A 20,838-nucleotide genomic window follows, 5' to 3' on the forward strand; every position below is an offset into this window, starting at 1 on the left:
GTACTCCTGATAGCACGAGAGTCGTACTCCTGATAGCACGATACCCGGTACTCCTGATAGCACGAGGCCGTCCACAGGTTCTCCCGCAGTTATCCCCGTGCCGTATGCGGCACGGGCCGGAAGGTCAGCAACTCGGTGTTGTCGTCCGGCATCCGCTCGATGCCGAGGACGTAGCCGGGCAGCGACTGCCGCGCTACCAGGGCGCGCACGTCGTAGGCGAAGTCCGAGAAGCGGGCCGCGCTGCCGGATTTGCGGTACAGGTGTCGGAAGTCGAATTGCCAGCCGTGCTCCTGCCGCCCCCCATGCTTGCGCACCAGGCGGTACAGCCAGCGTTCGATACCGCCCTTCAAGCGGAAATAGGCCGGGTCGATGGTAAGCACCAGGGCGGCGTCGAGCACGCCGGCGTAGAACCAGTCCGGCAAGATCAGCTCGATGCCCAGCGGCGTGCCGCTGGCGTCGGCCAGTTCCTTCCACTCGTTGATCCACGAGAAGCGATGCAAGCGCCTTCCCGTGGTTTCGCGGATGGACGTGGCCACCGTGGTCGATTGCAGCCGGTCGAGGGCGGCCTTCAGGCGCTGGTAGTCGTTGAGGGACGTGCCGCGCCCGATGAAGCGCAGAATCTCGTAAGGCGTGGCGCGTATCCAGCGCGACGGGCGCAGGCCCGCGTCGCGCGCCTCTACGATCTGCGAGGCGGCCCATATCAGCACGTCGGCATCCCATATCGTTGCGATGCCGTGCTCCTGCGTGCCTTCCACGCGGATGGTGACGTTCCCGCTGCGGAAGTCGATCGGCGCCGTGCGCCGCGACTTGGCAAGCGAGAAGAACGGAAAGGCCATCAAGTCCTGGGAATCGCGTGGCGCCATGTCGCCCGGCAGCGCTCGGAACAGATCGAGCTGTTCGCGCTGCGGCAAGGCTTGCCCTGGCGGGCTGGACATGGCGAAGGCCACCCACGCGCCGACGGTCAGCGGCCATCACGGTAGTCGCCCGCGTGGCGCTCGGCGTATTCGGGATCGGACGTGGCCTCGTAGCTGCGCTGGTCGGCCCAGGCATCGAGGTCGGACACCGCGTACATGACGCGTCGGCCGAACTTGCGGAACTTGGGGCCGCCGCCGATCACCCGCTGCTTCTCCAGCGTGCGCGGCGACAGCCGCAGGTAGTCGGCGGCTTCGTCGTTTGTCAGGTAGCGTTGAGGCTGCGAGGTCGCAGTGACGGCAGCGGCGGCAGGCCGCGAGGGAGCAGGTCGCATGGGATGTGCCTCCATCAAACCCGGCCACACCACGCGGCCGGATAGAGGCACTCTCAAGAAAGCAAGGCTTCTTGCTAAGGGACGATTCGCACGGGTCGAGAAACGTCCCCCCCCTAATGCGACGGGAACATTGGAAGCTGCGCTAGTCGGCGGTAGCCGCCGTGCATCAGCTCATCGCCGCGGCGTACCAGCCGCCGCACGCGGGCACGCAATGCACTGTCTTTCTGCCAGTCGGCCGCGACGGCATCCGCGCCGAACAGACCTTCGGCCACCTCGCGCAAGGAGGCTCCCGCGAGGGTCGCGTCGAGCGCTTGCAAGGTATGCAGTTCCAGCAGCGCGGCGGGCGTGGGGCGAGAGCGGGCTGTTGCCACAGGCGCGGCCACGGTTGCGGCAGATAGCGCATCCAGCTTGGCAGCGAGCGTGCGGTAGCGCGCACAGGGCGTAGCGCAGGCACGTGCGGCGTAGAGGTAGGCCGAGCCTTCTTCCAAATCGGGCGCGAGTGCCAGCCGAACGCAGCAGCCTGGCCAATGCGATACGAGCACCAGGCGCTTGCCGTCGTGGGTCAGTTGCTTGCGCCCAGGAATGCGCCAGAACTCGAAGGTGTGCGCATTGGGCGGTGGGTCGGCGTCGGGGTATAGCTGCACCACGGCATCGTGATCGGGGAACCAAGCAGGATGTGCATCGCGCGCATCCAGGCCGGGATCTTCCAGCAGACGCAGGCCCCAGGCCTGCGCCGCGTCTGGCTTGCGACGCCGGCGTAGCCAGTCGCGCCGGTAATTTGGATTCCTGCGCAAATACTCCCAAGCCAGCGCCGGGCCATCTAGGTGCAGCGTGTAGAGATACGCCGCCGTGGGATACCAGTGTTGGCTGCTGCGGTCAGTCATGGCGAAACCTCCCTGTTTCTGGGAACGTCGCCACAATTCCGCTGTGCGGGAGCTATCGAATCGCCATCAAGTGGTCATCAAACTCGGGTTACGCTTTAGCTGCTGGTGTCAAGACAGATTCGCTCCAGTGCATTGCTGAAATCGTCTAAGTGCGACGACTGCACCGCCCGGAAATGGGGTGCAGCATTGAACACCGTGCCGGATCGCGCGCCTGGGATCATGACTGTTTTGGTCAGGGGTGCACCACCCTGGTGCAAGCATGCGGATCAAGACTTGCCAGGTCTTGGCTAAGACCGAAATAGTCACAATGCGATACTTTTGGCCTGGTCGCGCTGGAATGTGTCAATCGGTGATTGAACCGTTCTCCTGAGCCAGTCGAACGTATTCCGACAGCGGCCGCGTCGGCTGGAAATACCGATCTCGCATCACCGGCTGCTTGTGCGGCCCGATGATGGACGCCAGATCAGACAGCTTTACCGTCCCCAGCACCGGCATTCCGATCCCGAGGTCGATCAGGCCGTAGGCCGTATCGCCATCGGTCGGATCGAGCGCGGCCAGTAGCCACGTCGCATGTGCATCCGGTGTGAACAGGCGCACCACTGGCAGCGGGTCGCATTCCTGCCCTGTGGTGCGTGTGAGGCCGTGGGCCAGCAGCTGCACCCGGTCTTCCTCGGTGACAAGCGTGGTCAAGGTCGCGCCCCTTCCACGAATACACGCAATCGCCGAGGCGCATCTGTGCGTGCGGACGGACGCACAGATGCGCAAGTGCACCAATCCGCAAAAGCGGAGAGGCACGAAGGCGTATGGGTGGAAGTCAGGAAAGACACGGATGCGGTTCCCTGGGTCTGAGGAAATCCGCAGATGCGGATCTCTGTAAAAGCACGGAAAAGGAAAACAACATCACCAAATGAACACTATAGATTGTAGCCCTATAGGGCGCAATGGGCTGTCATCTTGGTTTTTGGGGGAAACCATAGGTGGCAGCGAAGAACTCATTGGCAGCGGCGATTCGGACGGTAAGGAAGGCGCGTGGTTTGAGCCAGGAAGCGTTCTCCAACGTGTCCAGTCGCACCTACATGAGTACGCTGGAGCGCGACCTGAAAAGCCCAACTATCCAGAAGCTGGCCGATCTGTGCGAGGTCATGGAAGTGCATCCGCTCACGCTGCTGACATTGGCTTATGCCGGCGACAGCACCCGCGAAGCCGACCTTTTGCTGGCACAGGTGCGCCAGGAACTTGGGGCGCTATGGGAAGAGCCCGACACGCCGTAGCGCGTTGGCGTGTGGCGCTGAATTGCAGCAAGCGGAGCGCGCAGCGCCACAGGCGCGGAGGCGTGAGGGATTGAAGCCGTATGGCGGTGACGGCTTGCCGGCACGGGGCGAAGCCCGAAAGCCCGGCGGCGCTTACAGCGCCGACACGCCATAGATCGCTCGTTGACACGGATTGCGAGCCACAAGGCACCCATGCAGGCCCGCCCTGATGGGCGTGTCCAGCACGCGGCAGCGGCAGAAATCCTGCGCGAGCGGTGCTGCAATCAGCAGCATCGCGCCCCGCCGCAGTGGGCGGGGCGCGCTAAGCGGCTGTCAGGCCGCCTTGGGCTTGTTGCGCGACCAGATCAGGTCGTGCGTGCCATCCTCGTTCTCGATCAGGCGGGCATAAACGGTTGCCGGGAACGAAGGATCGTCGAGGCTCACTGACAGGTAATCCCGCCCAGCCTCGCTGGTCTTCTTCCACGCCGCGCCGATGTCGTGGCCGACCGCCTGGAGGCGGAAGTCCGGGGCGCTCTCGGCGTCGCCCTTGTCGTTGGGAACCGGCTTGCGCCCTGACGCGGCCAGGTCAATGCCCATGACAAGGCAAGAGCGCCCCTGCCGCAGCTCGCGGCCACATGCTTGAGGCGTGGTGTGGAAGCTCCATAGAAGCGAGGCCGGGCGGCGTGTCGGTGAACCGTCCTTCGTGACGTACAGACAACGAACCGCCAGCGTCGGGGACGGCACGCTTTCGTGCAACCTGCCGCGGCAAGCCGGGGCGTAGCCGCGCAAGCCCCGCCCATTGCGGCGGGGCGCGGTCGAATCGTCGGCGGCGCGATGCGCCGCCAGCACTTGCTGGCTTCGTGGGTTCTTCGCGCACAAGCGCCGTTGTGCGCGGCCCCTTCGCCGCCTGACCGAAGGCGGCGAAGGGGCGTTTTGACTTTGAGCAGTGAAACCGGGCGCGGCCACCGCCGCGCCCGGAGTTTTGACCACCGGCCCCAAGGCGGAACGGCTTGGGGCCGGTGCGGCTCGTTATTCCTTGGTTTCGATGATCCACCACACGGCGCGCGGCAAGGCGCGGCCCGTGATCGGATGCAGGTCGGTCAGGTCGGCGCGGGCCGTCCAGCTACGCGACGGACGGTAGCCGCGCACGTCGCCATCGCCATGCCAGCGGCGGGCACGCACCGTGCCGGAGGCGTAGGTCGCCGCCATGCGGGGGCGGTTTGCGGGTTGGTGGGTCATGGCAGGCATCCTCGACATGAAGCGCCCCAGCCGGAACCGGGGCGCTATCTACGGTGCGAAGTCACGCGGCCAAAGCCTCGGCCTGCGGCTGGTCATCCGCCACGGCGGCCGCTTGTTCCAGCGCTTCGGCTTCGCCATCCGCAGGCACGTCCTGCCCGGCCTGCTGCGGGCCTTCGGTGCGGAAGATGGCGGGCATCCAGCCGGTGCCAGCGGCCAGCCGTTCGGCTTCGCTGGCAATGTCGCCCTTCTTCAACTTCGCCAGTCGGGTGACGTGCGAGGGCGCTAACTCGCCAACGGCTTCCAGAATCGCTGCCTTCGGCACATGCCGGAAATAACCCTCATTGGTGGGCTGCCACCACGCGGCCATATCCAGCCCCACGGCCTGCGCTAGTTCCGCGCCGGGCTGGTGCGGCGTGGCGCGAGGCGTCACCACGTCCACCGTGGAAGCTGCGCACACTGCCAGCAGCCGCACCAGTTCATCCTGTGATTTCGCCAGCAGCGCAGCGAACAGTTCGGCGCTGTCCTCCGGCAAGGTTTCGCCTGCCACCTGTTGCAGTTCGCGCAGCGCCACGGCGGCGGGTGATTCCGGCCAGTCCGGGGCCATGCGTTCCAGCCGGTCTTGCACCGTGAGGCGCACGCCCAGCGGCAGCTCGTGGCCGTAGTGGCTTTCCTGCAAGACGGTCTGCACCATGCCATGCACCACGGCGGCCAGCGCGGCTTGCGGATGCCGGGCCACTTCGATTTGCAGCGCGGCGGTACGGTGCGCGCTCAACCGCTGCGCCAGTCGGTCGGACATTGTGGCGGTCTTGGGCTGCTCGTCGTCCTCGCCTTCGCCTTCGTCCTCGTTCGCGGCTTCGCCTTCGCTGCCGAAACCCTGCCGCAGCCGTTCCAGCGTGCGCAGTGCCTTGGCCTCCGCTTCGCGCAGCAGCCCGCGATGAATCGCGGCCTGCCCGTCGCGGTCGATGGTGACGATGGCACCGGCTGCGGCTTTCACATTGGCCGCATAGTCCAGCAAGCTATCGTCCAGCGCCTGCAACTGCTCGCCCAGGCGTTCGCCTTCTTCCTGCAAGGCATCGGCCTTTTCCTCGTCCTCGTCATCCAGCGCGGCATCCACCGCCTCGGCCAGTTCGTGCAGCTTGGTTTGCAGCTTCTCGATGCGCTGCGCGTCGCGCTTGTTCGGGCTGCGGCGTTCCCTTGGAGCACGCTGGAAGGCTTGCAAATCCGCATGGGTCATGCCCGGCGTGGCATCCACCCACGCCCAGCCCTCGGCCTTCACCATGGCGGCGATACCTGCCAGCTTGTCTTGCGCCAGCCGTTCCAGCAGTGCGGCATCGGTCAGATACACGCCTTTGTCGCCCTCCGCGAACAGGTCGCGGCGGATGCCACCGCCTTCCTGCTCGTAGCCGTCCAGCCCGACAAAGCGCACCAGCGGATGCCGGTAGGCGTCGATTTCGCGTTCGGTCAGACGGTCGCGCAGGTTGTGCGGGCTGCGCTGCCATGTCGGCGCACCGTAGAACGCGGCTTCCTGCGCGGCGTGGTCGTCGGTGATGGCAAGGGCCATCAACTGGTCAAGGCTCACGACCTCGGCGCGATAGTCGGCCAGCAGGCGCGGCGAGACGTTGGCAAGTTTCAAGCGGCGCTGCACCACCAGCGGCGTGACGGAAAAATCCGCTGCAATATCCTCGATGCTGCGGCCTTCGCCCACCAGCGCGGCGAACGCCTCGAACTGGTCGGCGGGGTGCATGGCTTCTCGCTGCACGTTCTCGGTCAGGCTGGCCGTGCGTGCGGTGCCATCGGCCACCAGCAGGCAAGGCACCTCCCATTCCTTGCTGATGCGGTGCTTCTTCGCCAGCAGCTTCAACGCTGCGAGGCGACGGCCACCGGCCACGACTTCGTAATGCTTGCCATCGGCGGCGGCAATCACGATGAGGTTTTGCAGCAGGCCGACACGCTGGATGCTGGCGGCGAGTTCGGGAATGGACATGCGCGGGGTCTTGCGCACGTTGCGGCCAGTGGGGCGCGACACCAGCCGCGACAGCGGAACCAGAATCAGGTTCTTGGTCGGATCAGCGGCTTCCAGCGGGATAGCGGCGGCGGTGTTGATGGCGCGGGCTTCGGTTTGGGTAACGGCGTTCATGGTGATAACTCCTATCTGTTCAGGGATGCAGCAGCGAAGAAAGCGACAAGGGCTGCTGCCTGCCCTTGCCGCGTAGGGATTCAGGCTTTCAACTGGCGCATGCCATCGGCCAGCAGCCAGAGGGCACGATTCAGTCGGATGTTTTGGTCGATGCCCTGCACCGGGCGGGTTTGCTGGCGGCGCCCGTTGGCGCTGCGGCCACGCAGTCCGCCTTGGGTCAGGTTTTCTTGGGTGCGGTTGAACACGCTCCACAGGTCGGGGCGGCGGTCGTCGAAGCGGCGCGGCATCAGGATTTGCGATTCCGTGATGGGCGCGGGCTTGTCCGGGTCGTCGTACTTGAGGGCGAGCGCGGCGCGGGCGAACACTTCGGATTCGCCATCGTCCAAGGTGATGCCGCGCATGGCATCGCGCGATTCCTTCACCCGGTCGAAACCGCTCAAGACTTCGTAAGCGCCCTCAATGACCAGACCGGCCACGTCGCCTTTATGGGGCACTCGCACATCGGCCACGGCGTTGCCGCAGACAAGGCCATTGCTGCACACGAACCGGAACATTCCGGCCAGCATCTGATAGCTGCTGGTGCCGTCGTGCGAGTTCAGCAGCACGATTTCGTTGGCCTCCGCGCCGTTGATCTGGCTGGCGTGGCGCAAGCGAATCATGTGTTTGGTGTGCTCGCGCTTGCCTTCATCGCGCACGCGGGTTTGCGTCACCATGAAAGGCTGGAAGCCTTCTTTGCGAAGCTCGGTCAGCACGGCGGCGGTGGGGATGTAGGCATACCGCTGCGAACGGCTCTCGTGCGGCGCGTCCGCGAAGATGGACGGGGCCACGCGGTGAATCTGGTCGTCGGACAGCGGGTAATCGCTGCGCAGCGAGGGGGAGCGGGAAGCGAAACGGGATGCGAGTTGCATGGTCTTTCTCCTGACAAAAGAGGTTTGCTGTTCACACCGCACACCGGATTCCTAGATTCGGAGCCCAGCCTTTCGGCTGTTCGGTGCGGTCGGCACGAGGAACCCGGTTGGCCCTGTTGCCACCGTCTTTCCTGAGTTCATCGCCCGCGACGGTCAGGAGCGCGCGGACGGGGGCTGTCAAGGAAACAAGCGCAGGGTTGGTGCGGCCCGCAGGCGCAGCCGAGGACACGGCCCTGCGCGCCTTGACGGCCCCCGGCCGCGGGCTACAGTCGCGGACAAGGTGATGAAGTCAGGGAAGACGGCTGGACATGGCAACGGCCTCCCCTGTGTGCCGAACCGCACGGCAAGCGCAAGCGCGCAGGCCCGAAGCTGGAAGCCGGGCCGTAGGCGTCAGCGATACGGAAGGCTGGCAAAGCCAGTCCCGCCAGGGATGAGCGACTAGCGAACCTGGAGCAGCGCGATCCGCGAAGCGGAGACGCAAGAGGACTCTTCGTTTACCATTTGTTTCGCAAGCAAATGATGGGAAAGCAAGAACACGGAGATCTAGAAATGATTGTCTGCATCAACCGCCTCAAACAGTTCGGAATCTTCAGCGACTTCAATGGAACGAAGATCCAAAAGTTTGGCCGGTACAACCTGGTCTATGGTTGGAATGGAACAGGCAAGTCAACGCTATCGAATCTATTCTCTTGCTTTGAGCTTCGCTCGATGGTTCCCCGCTTCAGCACGGGCCAATTTTCAGTAGTTCTGGAGGATGGCTCAACGATCACGGAATCCACACTCCACTCATCCCAATTGAATATTCATGTTTTCAATCAACGCTTCGTGCATGAGAACATTGATTGGGACAAATCCGTAAAAAGCATCCTTCTTATTGCGAAAGAGAAGATTGATGACTTGCAGAAGCTGGAGAAGCTGAAGAGCGAGCTTCAGTCGAAAAAGAAGGCTCACGACGACAAGCAAAGCGATATCAAGAAGCAACGTGAGTCATTGGAGAAATTCCTGACCAATGCTGCCAAGAAAATGAAGCTTGGACTTCAGGCGATTGATACGAGCGACAGTTATTACTTGAATTACGACCGCCGCAAGCTCTCCAACTTCATACAGAATAATGGCGAGACAATTATCAAGGCGGAGTCGGTTCTTCCAGATGAGAGGGTTATCGACCTTACGAATGCCGCCAAGCCAGATCAGCTTCCAAGCATTGCTTTCGCCTCAACGGCCATTGAGCCGGACTATTTTAAGAAAGCGGCGGGCCGCATCAGAGATTTGATTGGGACTACGGCGGTCAATCAAGCAATCCAGCGGCTGACCGATAACCCGGACATCCGCGAATGGGTTCAAGCAGGCTTGGAAATCCATAAAAACCACGACTCGCAATCCTGCGAGTTCTGCGGCGCTACGTTTACCCAGCTTCGTGCCGAGGCGCTTGCTGCCCACTTCAGCAAGGAGTTCACGGAGTTTCAGAGCCGACTTCAGAACGCGGCGACATGGATTGAATCTCAAGGCGCTCCAGCTAATCAGCTTCCCGCATCGACCGAGTTTTATAAAGAACTATCGGCCGAGGCAGAGAAGCTTCAAAACGACTACGCAACTGCTGCTGAAAAGATCGACCAGCAAATGGACGGATGGCGGGAAGCCCTGAAGGCCAAGATCACAGACCCTGGGAAGACAGACATTCAGATCTCGGATGTGGTTGAAGACGATGTCACCAATTTCAATGACATCCTGAAGTCGATTGTTTCTCTCGTCGGAAAGCACAACAATAAGACTTCAAATTTCAAATCTGAGACCTCAAAAAGCAAGGTGGCACTGGAGCTTCACTTTGCTGCGGCTGAGGTGCAAGAATTTGACTATGCTGGAAGTGAGAAGAAGTGCAATGACCTTGAGTTAGAAGCAAAGAACGACCATAAGGAAATTGAAAAAATTAGTCAAGAGGTCGGAGCCATAGAAGCGATGCTCTCGAATGAAACGGTCGGGGCAAAGGAGTTCAATGACATCCTACATCGCTTCATTGGCCGCTCTGAGCTTTGCCTGAACTTCAATCAGAAGAAGAAAGGCTATGAGATCATCAGAAACGGGGTTGGTGAGCACGATGGGAATTTGAGCGAAGGTGAGAAGACTGCGATTGCATTTGTCTATTTCATCACGAAGCTCAAAGAAAATGGAAATAACATCAAGGATACGATCGTCGTCGTTGATGATCCGGTCTCAAGCTTTGATTCTAATCACTTGTTTCACGCCTACTCGTTCCTGAGAACGCAATGCACTGAAGCCAAGCAGCTTTTTGTGCTGACTCACAACTTCACGTACTTTAAGCTAGTGAGAGATTGGTTCACTGGCACCAATAGGAATCGAGTCAAAAAAGGCAACACCGAGAATTGCTTCTTTTATCGCCTGGATGCGCCACCTGGCTCCCCTCGTCATTCCCAACTTGTGGATGCCGACGACTCACTGAAGAACTACGGTTCCGAATATCACTATATCTTCAAGAAGCTCTACGAATACAGGGCGCACACGACACTCAATCGAGATGAGGCGTTCTTGACCGCCAACCTCGCCCGAAAGCTTGTTGAATCGTTCTTCACCTTCAAATATCCAAGGCGGCGAAGCGACATTAGTCAATTGATGGAGGCTGGCCTAAAAGATTGCACCATCACGACACCAGAGCTTAAAGAAAAAATATACCGCTTTATCAATAAGTATTCACATAGCGACGTTATTGAGATAACAGAGGAATCCGCAGAAAACTTGGCAGGCGAAAGCCACAGCGTCATCGGGCACATCTTCCAGTGGCTGGAAGAGGTGGACAAGAGACATTACGACGAGATGATTCAGGTTGCGACGGCCTGAGCATCAGGCCGAGGGCCATAGCTATGCCACCAGGCGCAGCAAAAAGGGGCCGAAGCCCCCTTGGGCTAGATCAGCCCATGCTCGGCGAACGATGCCGTTTCGTTGCCCGCAACGATGATGTGATCGAGCACGCGCACGTCCACCAGACCCAACGCTTCCTTGAGCCGCTGGGTCAGCGCCCGGTCAGCCGCGCTCGGCTCGGGGTTTCCGCTCGGATGGTTGTGCGAAACGACGACCGCCGCCGCATTGAGTCGCAGCGCCTCCTTGACCACTTCGCGCGGATACACCGATGCACCGTCAATGGTGCCGTGGAACATCTCCCTGTATTCGATCAGACGATGGCGCGTATCCATGAACAGCACTGCGAACACCTCATGCTCGAAGCTGGCCAACTTTGTACGCAAATATTCCTTGACCGCCGCCGGCGAAGTGAACTCTGCTCTGCGCTGCATTTTCCGGTCAATGACCTGGCGCGCAGCTTCCAGGATGTCGTCGGCCGATGCCGGTAGATAGCGCCCATGCGCGTCGCGCACCAGCAGAGTGGAATCGAACGAGGGAAAGGACAGTTGCGACATGATCGTGCTCCGGTTGCTCGGGCGGAATTGCCCGGAACCGGCGACAGCACGGCGCAGCGCAAGCAGTCAGGGGTCGCAGACGGCCGCCAGGACGCAAGCGCGCATGGCGCGCGCCGCCCTTGACGGCGAGAACGCCGTGATACGGTGAAGGGAACAGCAAGACCGCCCACACCCGCCCACTGCACAGAGTCGATTTTTGGCAAGCGGAGCGCGCAGGCCCGGATCAACGAGCCGGGACGGAGGCGTCAGTGATGGAAGCCCGACAGGGGCGAGACTCGCGCAGCGAAGCTCGATGCGCAGCACGACAGCACGACAGCGCGACGGCGGCACGCCGGGACGCCCGACTGCTTGGGACAGGACTACTCGTTGTCGGTCTTGCGCTGCTCGATCTGCAACTGCGCCCGTTGCGTTGCCTGTTGCAGCCGCTCCACCAGCACGCCCCTCGGCGGCAAGGCGGTCAGATACTCGGCAACGTGGATGCCGGACTTGTCCAGCTCCAGCAATTCGATCTGCTCGCGCTTCTTGCCGGTGCAAAGGATGATCCCGAGCGGCGAGGCTTCCTCCGGCTCCCGTTCGTGCTTGTCTAGCCACCGAAGGTAGAGCTCCATCTGCCCTTTGTAGGCCGCCTTGAAGTCACCTACCTTCAACTCCACCGCCACCAGCCGCCGCAGCTTGCGGTTGTAGAACAGCAGGTCAAGGTGGAAATCCTCGTCGTCGATCGGAATGCGCTTCTGCCGGGCGACGAATGAGAAGCCCGCGCCCAGCTCCAGCAGGAAGGACTCCATTTCACGGATGATCGCCGCTTCCAAGTCGCCTTCCTGCCAAGTGTCCCGCAGGCCCAGGAAGTCGAGGATGTACGGGTCGCGCATGACCAGGGCCGGCGACATGCGCTGCGCATCGCGCAGGGTCGCCAACTCCTGCGCTATGGTTTCTTCGGGCTTTTGGGAAAGCGCCGTGCGCTCGTACAGCATCGAGTCGATACGCTCGCGCAGCGTCCGCACGCTCCAGCGTTGGGTGCTGGCCATCTGTGCGTAGTAGTCCCGCTGGAGCGGGTCTTTCAGCGGCATCAGGGCGATGAAGTGCGTCCAGCTTAATTCTCGTATCAGTGATACGAGAATTCGCTCGTCGGGGAAGGTGGCGGCGAACTGCACCATGCGGCGCAAGTTCTGCTCTGCAAAGCTGCTGCCGTACTCCTCCACCAACTGCGCAGCCAAGGTGGGCAGAACTTCCTTACCGTAGGCGCCCCGGCGCCCGTCCAAGACCTGCGTGTGGATGCGCTGGCCGATGCGCCAGTAGAGCATCGTAAGCTCGCTATTCACCGTCGAGGCGGCGCGCTTGCGCGCCGCCTCGATCAGTGCCCGAATGTCGCCCAGCAGCGCCGCAGGAGCTGCGAGCGATGCTGCTGATGACCGGCGCCCGTTCATGCCACCGCCTCCGCAAGCTGCCGCGCGCCCGTGATGGCTTGGCGGCGGCTGGCCACCAACTCGGCCGCCTCGCGCACCGGCTTGTCCTCGGTGTGGACGTAGTGCATGAACATCGCCACGGTCTTGTGGCCCGTCAGCTTCATGCCCACTTTGGTCGGCACACCGGAATTGGCAATGTCGGTGGTCGAGCGATGACGGATGCCGTGCGTGCCAACGTGCGGCACGCTGGCGGCCTTGAGCGTCCGGCACCAGCCGCCATAGTGCTCGCCAAAGGTTAGGTGCTTCGCCGGGTCGTTCGGCGACGGCAGGACGTAAGGGCAGCCTTCCAGCCGCGGCGCCGTCGAAAGCAGCCGATAGGCTTCCTCGCTCATGGGCTTGGAAATGCCGCCAACCTTGCTGTCGGGCCACACCACGCGCCGGTTCTCGAAGTCCAGCCAGCTCCATTCGAGCGGGCAGATTTCGGAGCGCCGTGCCGCAAACTCGAATTGCAGCCGGATCGCCAACGGGATGACGTAGTTCTCCAGCCCCTCCGCCTCCAGTTTCTCCAACTGGCGGAAGATCCGCACCATTTCCTCGTCCACGATGAGCCGGGTTTCCTTGCCAGGCGGGTACATCGGGACGTGACGGCACGGGTTCGTGCCGTCCGGGCGGAAGCCCCACACTTCGGCCAGGTTGAACATCTTGCGTAGCACGCCGAAGGTCTTGTTGGCCTCGGTCGGCTTGTAGGCCAGCTTTTCCATCAGCCCCGCAATGTCGGGCCGCTTCACGTCATGTGCCTTCTTGCGGCCCAGCAGTGGGATGATGTTGCGGTCGATGACGCCCTGGTAGCCGTCCTGCGTGCTGACCTTGTTGCGCTTCTTGGAGTAGTCCTCCATGAACTTCTTGCACAACTCGGCCATTGTGGGCGCCTTGCGCGCCTCGGCCTTGGCGCCGCCGGGGTCGCCACCCCGGCGAACCTCGGCCAGCCAGTCCTGCGCTTTGACCCGCGCCTGTTCGACGGTTAGTTCCCCGTAGAGTCCCAGCGAGGGCTTGCGGGGCTGGCCAGAGTTCGTGCGGTACTGGAGCATGAACACCCGGCGCCCCGTCGGGGTAATCTTGCAAAGGAAGCCGGGCACGACGGTATCCCGTAGTTCGATGTCCTTCGCCTGGGGTTGCGCCGACTCTACGGCGGTCTTGGTGAGCTTGATCTTTGCCATGATGACTCCTTGGAACGACCCGGATTCCAGGAGCCAGATAGGAGCGGCGCGAGGGAGAACCGGGTCAAGTTTCAGAAAGCACCGGCATATGATGAACGCGCGTAAGCTATTGATAAACCTGCTGTATAGGGCTACGCCGCAGTCCAGCGAACTACCGGGCTGGAGTCATCGTGAAACAAAAAACCCCTCCGAAGAGGGGTGGGGATTATTGCGGGGTGTTTTGCTGTAGCGTCAGCAGCAGGCCGTCGCGGCGCATCGTGGCGGCCTCTTCGGGCTGATGCAGACGATCGAGGACATCTGCAAGCCAGGCGTAATCGAAGGCGTCCGGTCGCTGTTTGAGCGCCGCGCGGAACGCGAGGCTCGCCTCTTTCCATTCGCCGTGGGACATCAGCAACTGGCCTAACGTGCTCCAGAGCAGCGGGCGATCGCCGTAGGTTTTGATCTGCTGGCGCAGCGCTTTTTCGAGCTGTTCCGGGTTACCGGCTTTCAGGCGCGGCATCAGCAGCACCAGACGATCGTCATACTGACGTTTCAGGCCGTCGAGAATAATCTCCTGCGCGGTCTGATGGTCGTCACACTCGATCAGATGCTCCGCCATCGCCACCTGCAACGCCGGTTGATGGCGCGTTTTGCGGCTCTGGTTACGCCACCATGCCTTCAGGCCATCGCTGCCCTGATCGGCACGGGCCTGATCCATCAGCCCGATCCACGCCTGACGCGTCAGCGCGTCGCGGTGTTCGTCGTCGCCCACGCCCGCCTTCTGCATCGAAGGAATAATATCCAGCAGCGAGCTCCAGGCGCCGGTGCGGATATACGCCTGCTCCGCCAGTCGCAACACTTCCGGGTGGCGCGGCGTAATTTCCAGCAGACGGTCAACGCCGTGACGGGCCGCGTGATTTTCATTGCGCGCCAGTTGCAGACGCACGCGGGTGATCTCAACCGGGATCTGATCGTTATCCGCCAGCTCCGCCGCACGCTCAAGGTGCTGATTGGCGCGCGCTTCGTCGCCGCGCTGCTGGGCGGCTTCCGCGGCCAGCAGATAGTTAACCACCGGCTGTTCGGCGTGATCGGCGTTTTTCGACATCAGCTTTTCAACCTGCTGATAATCGCCCTCGGCAAGCTTCAGCAGCGCCAGTTTGGTTTGCTTGCGCGCGCGGCTGCGTTTGCGGCCTGCGAACCAGCCGCGGGTGCGCGCGCCGGTGCGGAACAGACGACGCAGCAGCCATTCGATGGCAAACAGCACCACCAGCGAGAGGATCAGGATGATCGCAAGGCCGGTAACGCTGGTCTCGATATTCCAGGTATCGGTCTGGATCAGCACATAACCCTGGTGACCGGCAACCATCGGGCCGACCACGATCCCGGCGATCAACAGCAGAAACAGCAATAAGACTTTCAGCATTACTGTTCTCCCTGCGTCGGCGCCGCGTCGGCCGGAGCTTGCGTGCGTGGGTCGTCAACCTGCGGGGCGGCAGCCTCGCCCGGCACTGACGGCTGCGCCATCAGATTACGTACCCGCGTCTGCATGAGTTTTTCCAGAATCGCCTGGCTTTGCAGGGTTTCCGGGACATCCATGCTGATATTTTGCTGGGCCAGAGCGTCGATAGATTCCAGAAACGCTTTGGTGCCCGCGTCACTGGTGTCGTAGTACGCGCGTACCCACGTCGAGACGTTATCGAGCGACTGCTTGTAGATCTCATCCTGATGACGCGGCACGGCCTGGGCGGCGACCAGCAGACGCGAGCGGATATTCTCGCGCAGATAGATATCCTGATTCGGGGCCAGCAGCGGCACGGCGGTTTCGTCGCGGCGGCGGATAGTAATAAAGCTGTCCATAAAGTTATGCCAGCTTTTCACCAGGTTCTGACGCCATTCGCCAAGCGAGCTGGAGAGTTCGCTGCCGTCGCTGTCCATCGGCGCGTCGTCGCTGTCGTTATCCGCAAGGCGCAGATTATCGACCTGGTTGGAAAGCTGGTTCAGCTTAAGGATGATGCCGTCGTAATCGACCTGCGTCACGCTCGCCAGCGCGGCGATATCATCCGTCAGCGCGCGGCGCGCGGTGATAAGGCTCGGATCGTTCATGTCGGCGAGGCTCGCATCGGCGCTTTTTAACAGCGCGGCGGCGGTGGTGGCGTCCTGATCGCTCCAGAGCTTACGCCCGGCGAGTTTCACCAGGAAATCCGCCTGGGCGAGCTGCCAGGTTTTGGCGTCGCTGCCGGAAATGGTCGCGACTTTTTTCTGGACTTCATCCAGTTCGCGCGCCATCGCTTCCTGCTGGCGGGTCGCGGCCGCGAGCGCGTCAGCCTGCGTTTTGAGGGTTTTCTCAAACTCAGCTTTCTGCGCCTGCTGCTGATTTTGCAACGAGGTTAACTGGGTGGCGAGCGTATCGCTGCTGGCGTTTTGCGTGTCGGCCTGCTTTTTGCTCCAGGTCCACAGACCCGCGCCCGTCGCCAGCGCAATGGCGATGGCCACAGCGCTCAGCGCCAGCGCGGTTTTGCCAAAGCGGTCTTTTTTCGCGGTCGGTTCCGGCTGTGGCGTTGTCTCCACAACCTGCGGGGTTTCTTCAACCGTAGCAGGGGTGTGTTGTTGTTCCGTCATTGTGGCTTCCCGTTTAAAAGTTATTGCAACGCGCGCAGCAGCGCGTCGTTATCGGCGTTATCAGCGACCAGAATGTTCTGCCAGCCCAGTTCACGGGCAAGCGTCGCCAGACGCTCGCTGACGACCACCAGCCGACAGCGCAGCAACCAGTTTTCGCGATACCACGGCGGCATCAGGTCATGCAGCTGGCGCAGCATTTCTCCGCTGGTCACCACCAGCGTGGTAATGCCGCGCGTGTGCCAGCGGTGCGCTTCCTCGGTGCCGTCGTAAATTTTCGCGCTACGTTGATAGCATTCACAAAACGTCACGGCCGCGCCGCGCTCCGTTAAGGTTTCCCCTAACAGCTCGCGACCGCCGTTGCCGCGCAGGATGAGCGCACGCTTACCGGCAACGTTTTGTAATTCAGGTAATTGTAGCAAGACTTCGCTGATTTCCCGATCGCGCGGGTAATGGATGTGCAAACCGCTAACCTGATGCAGCGCCAGCGCGGTGGTGCGCCCGATGGCGAAAGCCTCGATGGCGCGAGGCCAGCGCAGCCCCAGACGCTGTAAATGCGCGTTCGCGAAACTCACCGCGTGTTGCGAGAGCGCAAAAAGAAGATCGTGCGGCGCGAGCGCGTCGAGCAGCGCGGGCAACTGCGGCAGTTCCCGGCCGGGGCAAAATTCGATCAGCGGAAAACTCCAGGCCTCCTGCCCCAGTGCGCGCAGGCGGCTCACTAATTCCTCCCCGGCGGGAGAGGGGCGGGTGACCAGAATCGTCATGCGGGGCCATCCCCCTGGTAGACGTCGGCGAGGATCTCCCGCGCGCCGTGGTTTAACAGCTCTTCGGCAAGCGAGACGCCAAGCTGGCTTGCGTCCTCTGGCGCGCCGCGGCGTTCGCCGCGCACGATGCGCGAGCCGTCCGGCGCGCCGACCAGCGCGCGCAGCCACAACTCGCCGTCTTTCAGTTCCGCATAGCTGCCGATAGGCACCTGGCAGCCGCCTTCCAGACGCATGTTCATGGCGCGTTCCGCGCGCACGCGCACGGCGGTCTCTTCATGGTTGAGCGGCGCGAGCAGTTCGCGAGTACGCGTATCGTCAAGGCGGCACTCAATGCCGACCGCGCCCTGGCCTACGGCGGGCAGCGAAATTTCCGGCGCGAGCGGGCTTGTGATGCGCGCGTCGAGTTGCAGACGTTTAAGGCCCGCGACCGCCAGAATAATGGCGTCATAGTCGCCGTTGTCGAGTTTGCTCAGGCGCGTCCCGACGTTCCCGCGCAGCGAGCGGATGATGAGATCCGGGCGGCGCGCGGCAATCTGGCACTGACGGCGCAGGCTCGATGTCCCGACGATGCTGCCCGCAGGCATTTCATCCAGGCTTTTATACTGGCTGGAGACAAAGGCGTCGCGCGGATCTTCGCGCTCGCAAATCGTGACCAGGCCAAGCCCTTCCGGGAATTCGACCGGCACATCTTTCATGGAGTGCACCGCGATATCGGCGCGGCCATCCAGCATGGCGAGTTCCAGTTCTTTCACGAACAGCCCCTTGCCGCCCACTTTCGCCAGCGGCGTATCGAGGATCACATCGCCGCGCGTCACCATAGGCACCAGTTCGACGGTCAGCCCGGGATGACAGGCTTCCAGCCGCTGCTTCACATATTGTGCCTGCCAGAGCGCCAGCGGACTTTGGCGGGTGGCAATTCTTAATACATTGTCTAACATGCTTGATACCGTAAATGTCGTCTGCCGATCATCCTACCACTGTTAGCGGAAGGCTGTCAGGTCAAACGGCGGCGAGACGCGGCGTGCAGACGCCACACAGAAAGGCGCTAAGGGCAGGGGAACGGTGCTATAATTATCTGTAGCGCATCTTTCTTTACGGTCAATCTACAAGGTGTTAGATTGATCACGTTTTGAGCCATTTGTCCGCCCGTCACACCATAATCACAAGGGCGACATAACGGTGAATACTGTTTACATTCTGTAACCATCAGGCGATACGTCTTGTACCTCTATATTGAGACACTGAAGCAGAGACTGGATGCCATCAATCAATTGCGTGTGGATCGCGCGCTTGCTGCCATGGGGCCTGCTTTCCAACAGGTCTACAGTCTGCTGCCGACATTACTGCATTATCACCATCCGCTGATGCCGGGTTACCTTGAAGGTAACGTTCCCTACGGCATTTGCCTTTACACGCCTGATGAAACCCAACGCCACTACCTGAATGAGCTGGAAACCCAGCGCGGTATGCCTGCACAGCTGACGGTGAAGGGCGAACTGCCGATTACCGGCATCTATTCGATGGGCAGCACTTCCTCCGTGGGGCAGAGCTGTTCGTCCGATCTCGACATCTGGGTCTGTCATCAGGCATGGCTTGATAACGACGAGCGCCAGTTGCTGCAACGTAAATGCAGCCTGCTGGAAAGCTGGGCGGCGTCGCTGGGCGTCGAGGTCAGTTTCTTCCTGATTGATGAAAACCGCTTCCGCCATAACGAAAGCGGCAGCCTCGGCGGCGAAGATTGCGGCTCGACGCAGCACATTTTGCTGCTGGATGAGTTCTACCGCACCGCCGTGCGCATGGCCGGCAAACGTATTCTCTGGAACATGGTGCCGTGCGACGAAGAAGAGCATTACGATGATTACGTGATGACGCTCTACGCGCAGGGCGTGCTGACGCCGAACGAGTGGATGGATCTGGGCGGCCTGAGCTCACTTTCCGCCGAAGAGTATTTCGGCGCGAGCCTCTGGCAGCTCTATAAAAGCATCGATTCCCCGTACAAAGCCGTGCTGAAAACGCTGCTGCTGGAAGCCTATTCCTGGGAATACCCGAATACCCGCCTGCTCGCGAAAGATATCAAACAGCGTCTGCACGACGGCGAAATCGTCTCGTTCGGGCTCGATCCTTACTGCATGATGCTGGAGCGCGTGACGCACTACCTGACGGCTATCGACGATAGCGCGCGTCTCGATCTCGTGCGCCGTTGCTTCTACCTGAAAGTGTGCGAAAAACTCTCCCGCGAGCGCGCCTGCGTGGGCTGGCGCCGCGAGGTGTTAAGCCAGCTGGTGAAAGAGTGGGGCTGGGACGACGCGCGCCTGACGATGCTCGATAACCGCGCCAACTGGAAAATCGATCAGGTGCGCGAGGCGCATAACGAACTGCTCGATGCCATGATGCAGAGCTACCGTAACCTGATCCGCTTCGCGCGCCGCAATAACCTGAGCGTCTCCGCGAGCCCGCAGGATATCGGCGTGCTGACGCGCAAACTCTATGCCGCGTTTGAAGCGCTGCCGGGTAAAGTGACGCTGGTAAACCCGCAGATTTCGCCGGATCTCTCCGAGCCGACGCTGACCTTTATCCATGTGCCGCCAGGCCGCGCCAACCGCACCGGCTGGTATCTCTACAACCGCGCGCCGAGCATGGATTCCATCATCAGCCATCAGCCGCTGGAATATAACCGTTATCTTAATAAGCTGGTGGCCTGGGCCTGGTTTAACGGCCTGCTGACGTCGCGCACCCGCCTGTTTATTAAGGGCAACGGCATTTGCGATCTGCCGAAACTGCAGGAACTGGTAGCCGACGTGTCGCACCACTTCCCGCTGCGCTTACCGGCGCCGACGCCAAAAGCGCTCTACAGCCCGTGTGAAATCCGCCATCTGGCGATTATCGTCAACCTGGAATATGACCCGACGACGGCGTTCCGCAACCAGGTGGTGCATTTCGATTTCCGTAAGCTTGACGTCTTCAGCTTCGGCGAGCAGCAGCAGTGCCTGGTCGGCAGTATCGATCTGCTGTATCGCAACTCGTGGAACGAAGTGCGTACGCTGCATTTCAATGGCGAGCAGGCGATGATCGAGGCGCTGAAAACGATTCTTGGCAAAATGCATCAGGACGCCGCGCCGCCGGACAGCGTCGAAGTGTTCTGCTACAGCCAGCATCTGCGCGGCCTTATCCGCACGCGCGTGCAGCAACTGGTGTCCGAGTGTATTGAGTTTCGTCTCTCCAGCACCCGTCTTGAGCCAGGCCGCTTCAAAGCGCTGCGCGTGGCGGGCCAGACCTGGGGCCTGTTCTTTGAGCGCCTTAACGTCTCGGTACAGAAACTGGAAAACGCCATCGAGTTTTACGGCGCGATTTCGCACAACAAGCTGCACGGCCTGTCTGTTCAGGTCGAAACCGATCATGTCGAACTGCCGTCGGTAGTGGACGGTTTTGCGAGTGAAGGGATTATTCAGTTCTTCTTTGAAGGAACCAACGACGACGGCTTTAACATCTATATTCTCGATGAAAGCAACCGCGCCGAGGTCTATCACCACTGCGAAGGCAGCAAAGAGGATCTGGTGCGCGACGTCAGCCGGTTCTACTCGTCATCGCATGACCGCTTTACGTATGGCTCGAGCTTCGTCAACTTCAACCTGCCGCAGTTCTACCAGATTGTGAAGGTCGATGGCCGCCAGCAGGTGATCCCCTTCCGCACGCAGACCATCAAAGCCGTGACGCCGCTCAACGATGACGACAGCGCCACGCCGCTGTTACAGCAATATTAGTCCTGA

General features: G+C 61.3%; 18 protein-coding genes. 3 read left to right on the forward strand and 15 right to left on the reverse strand.

All coding sequences use genetic code 11. The features are described from left to right. Positions 1-89: 89 nt before the first annotated feature. The 4 genes from AFK65_RS01200 to AFK65_RS01215 form a co-directional block, all read right to left on the reverse strand. On the reverse strand, positions 90-911 hold the full coding sequence (locus AFK65_RS01200; protein ID WP_440588234.1) for a replication initiator protein A: 822 nt from the start codon (positions 909-911) through the stop codon (positions 90-92). Between the two features lie 50 nt (positions 912-961). Next, positions 962-1,246, reverse strand: a complete 285-nt coding sequence (locus AFK65_RS01205; protein WP_001247107.1) for a helix-turn-helix transcriptional regulator — start codon at positions 1,244-1,246, stop codon at positions 962-964. Positions 1,247-1,359: 113 nt separating this feature from the next. Further along, a complete protein-coding gene (locus AFK65_RS01210; RefSeq protein WP_038858317.1) occupies positions 1,360-2,130 on the reverse strand; it encodes a DUF2285 domain-containing protein in 771 nt (256 codons plus the stop codon). Positions 2,131-2,472: 342 nt separating this feature from the next. Continuing rightward, a complete protein-coding gene (locus AFK65_RS01215) occupies positions 2,473-2,820 on the reverse strand; it encodes a DUF2958 domain-containing protein (protein ID WP_071602570.1) in 348 nt (115 codons plus the stop codon). Between the two features lie 344 nt (positions 2,821-3,164). Between AFK65_RS01215 and AFK65_RS01220 the strand changes: the two genes are divergently transcribed. Beyond that, complete coding sequence (locus tag AFK65_RS01220; protein ID WP_007704442.1) at positions 3,165-3,401, forward strand: hypothetical protein; 237 nt, start codon at positions 3,165-3,167, stop codon at positions 3,399-3,401. 312 nt (positions 3,402-3,713) lie between these two features. On the opposite strand, the gene AFK65_RS01225 is transcribed toward AFK65_RS01220, so the two are convergent. The 4 genes from AFK65_RS01225 to AFK65_RS01240 all read right to left on the reverse strand — a co-directional run bounded on the left by AFK65_RS01225 (position 3,714) and on the right by AFK65_RS01240 (position 7,664). Beyond that, the gene (locus tag AFK65_RS01225) at positions 3,714-3,977 is read right to left on the reverse strand and encodes a DUF736 domain-containing protein (RefSeq protein WP_007704444.1); all 264 of its coding nucleotides are present in this window, start codon (positions 3,975-3,977) and stop codon (positions 3,714-3,716) included. 432 nt (positions 3,978-4,409) lie between these two features. Continuing rightward, the gene (locus tag AFK65_RS01230) at positions 4,410-4,619 is read right to left on the reverse strand and encodes a hypothetical protein (RefSeq protein ID WP_038858316.1); all 210 of its coding nucleotides are present in this window, start codon (positions 4,617-4,619) and stop codon (positions 4,410-4,412) included. A gap of 61 nt (positions 4,620-4,680) precedes the next feature. Beyond that, the gene (locus AFK65_RS01235) at positions 4,681-6,756 is read right to left on the reverse strand and encodes a ParB/RepB/Spo0J family partition protein (RefSeq protein WP_038858314.1); all 2,076 of its coding nucleotides are present in this window, start codon (positions 6,754-6,756) and stop codon (positions 4,681-4,683) included. Positions 6,757-6,836: 80 nt separating this feature from the next. Then, complete coding sequence (locus AFK65_RS01240; protein ID WP_038858312.1) at positions 6,837-7,664, reverse strand: DUF932 domain-containing protein; 828 nt, start codon at positions 7,662-7,664, stop codon at positions 6,837-6,839. A gap of 549 nt (positions 7,665-8,213) precedes the next feature. Here AFK65_RS01240 and AFK65_RS01245 point away from each other — a divergent pair. After that, entirely contained in the window at positions 8,214-10,517 is a 2,304-nt protein-coding gene (locus tag AFK65_RS01245; RefSeq protein ID WP_007704452.1) for an ATP-binding protein, read from the forward strand. Between the two features lie 65 nt (positions 10,518-10,582). On the opposite strand, the gene radC is transcribed toward AFK65_RS01245, so the two are convergent. From radC to hemC, 7 genes are all read right to left on the reverse strand, one after another. Then, on the reverse strand, positions 10,583-11,092 hold the full coding sequence (radC, locus tag AFK65_RS01250; RefSeq protein WP_007704454.1) for a RadC family protein: 510 nt from the start codon (positions 11,090-11,092) through the stop codon (positions 10,583-10,585). Positions 11,093-11,451: 359 nt separating this feature from the next. Further along, complete coding sequence (locus AFK65_RS01255) at positions 11,452-12,516, reverse strand: PDDEXK nuclease domain-containing protein (RefSeq protein ID WP_038858311.1); 1,065 nt, start codon at positions 12,514-12,516, stop codon at positions 11,452-11,454. After that, positions 12,513-13,712 (reverse strand): tyrosine-type recombinase/integrase, encoded by a 1,200-nt coding sequence (locus AFK65_RS01260; protein WP_038858310.1) that lies wholly within the window; start codon positions 13,710-13,712, stop codon positions 12,513-12,515. The genes AFK65_RS01255 and AFK65_RS01260 overlap by 4 nt, the downstream gene beginning before the upstream one ends. A 205-nt stretch (positions 13,713-13,917) precedes the next feature. Continuing rightward, positions 13,918-15,114, reverse strand: a complete 1,197-nt coding sequence (gene hemY / locus AFK65_RS01265) for a protoheme IX biogenesis protein HemY (protein WP_007704461.1) — start codon at positions 15,112-15,114, stop codon at positions 13,918-13,920. Beyond that, the gene (gene hemX, locus AFK65_RS01270) at positions 15,114-16,310 is read right to left on the reverse strand and encodes a uroporphyrinogen-III C-methyltransferase (protein ID WP_038858308.1); all 1,197 of its coding nucleotides are present in this window, start codon (positions 16,308-16,310) and stop codon (positions 15,114-15,116) included. The genes hemY and hemX overlap by 1 nt, the downstream gene beginning before the upstream one ends. Positions 16,311-16,330: 20 nt before the next feature. After that, positions 16,331-17,071 (reverse strand): uroporphyrinogen-III synthase, encoded by a 741-nt coding sequence (gene hemD / locus AFK65_RS01275; RefSeq protein WP_038858306.1) that lies wholly within the window; start codon positions 17,069-17,071, stop codon positions 16,331-16,333. After that, positions 17,068-18,009 carry a hydroxymethylbilane synthase gene (gene hemC, locus AFK65_RS01280; protein ID WP_038858304.1) on the reverse strand — a complete coding sequence of 314 codons (942 nt, stop codon included), beginning with the start codon at positions 18,007-18,009 and terminating at the stop codon, positions 17,068-17,070. The genes hemD and hemC overlap by 4 nt, the downstream gene beginning before the upstream one ends. A 282-nt stretch (positions 18,010-18,291) precedes the next feature. Here hemC and cyaA point away from each other — a divergent pair, with 282 nt between their 5' ends. Then, positions 18,292-20,832, forward strand: coding sequence for a class I adenylate cyclase (gene cyaA / locus AFK65_RS01285; RefSeq protein ID WP_007704479.1), 2,541 nt, complete (start codon positions 18,292-18,294; stop codon positions 20,830-20,832). The last annotated feature ends 6 nt before the right edge of the window (positions 20,833-20,838 follow it).

The organism is Cronobacter universalis NCTC 9529 (assembly GCF_001277175.1).
GTDB lineage: Bacteria > Pseudomonadota > Gammaproteobacteria > Enterobacterales > Enterobacteriaceae > Cronobacter > Cronobacter universalis.

Bases quoted from the DNA above. Each gene is read 5' to 3' on its own strand.
- AFK65_RS01225 (WP_007704444.1), bottom strand. From the start codon at position 3,977: ATGGGCATTGACCTGGCCGCGTCAGGGCGCAAGCCGGTTCCCAACGAC.
- hemD (WP_038858306.1), bottom strand. From the start codon at position 17,071: ATGACGATTCTGGTCACCCGCCCCTCTCCCGCCGGGGAGGAATTAGTG.
- radC (WP_007704454.1), bottom strand. From the start codon at position 11,092: ATGTCGCAACTGTCCTTTCCCTCGTTCGATTCCACTCTGCTGGTGCGC.
- AFK65_RS01205 (WP_001247107.1), bottom strand. From the start codon at position 1,246: ATGCGACCTGCTCCCTCGCGGCCTGCCGCCGCTGCCGTCACTGCGACC.
- AFK65_RS01230 (WP_038858316.1), bottom strand. From the start codon at position 4,619: ATGACCCACCAACCCGCAAACCGCCCCCGCATGGCGGCGACCTACGCC.
- hemX (WP_038858308.1), bottom strand. From the start codon at position 16,310: ATGACGGAACAACAACACACCCCTGCTACGGTTGAAGAAACCCCGCAG.
- hemC (WP_038858304.1), bottom strand. From the start codon at position 18,009: ATGTTAGACAATGTATTAAGAATTGCCACCCGCCAAAGTCCGCTGGCG.
- AFK65_RS01240 (WP_038858312.1), bottom strand. From the start codon at position 7,664: ATGCAACTCGCATCCCGTTTCGCTTCCCGCTCCCCCTCGCTGCGCAGC.
- AFK65_RS01260 (WP_038858310.1), bottom strand. From the start codon at position 13,712: ATGGCAAAGATCAAGCTCACCAAGACCGCCGTAGAGTCGGCGCAACCC.
- AFK65_RS01210 (WP_038858317.1), bottom strand. From the start codon at position 2,130: ATGACTGACCGCAGCAGCCAACACTGGTATCCCACGGCGGCGTATCTC.
- AFK65_RS01245 (WP_007704452.1), top strand. From the start codon at position 8,214: ATGATTGTCTGCATCAACCGCCTCAAACAGTTCGGAATCTTCAGCGAC.
- AFK65_RS01235 (WP_038858314.1), bottom strand. From the start codon at position 6,756: ATGAACGCCGTTACCCAAACCGAAGCCCGCGCCATCAACACCGCCGCC.
- AFK65_RS01255 (WP_038858311.1), bottom strand. From the start codon at position 12,516: ATGAACGGGCGCCGGTCATCAGCAGCATCGCTCGCAGCTCCTGCGGCG.
- hemY (WP_007704461.1), bottom strand. From the start codon at position 15,114: ATGCTGAAAGTCTTATTGCTGTTTCTGCTGTTGATCGCCGGGATCGTG.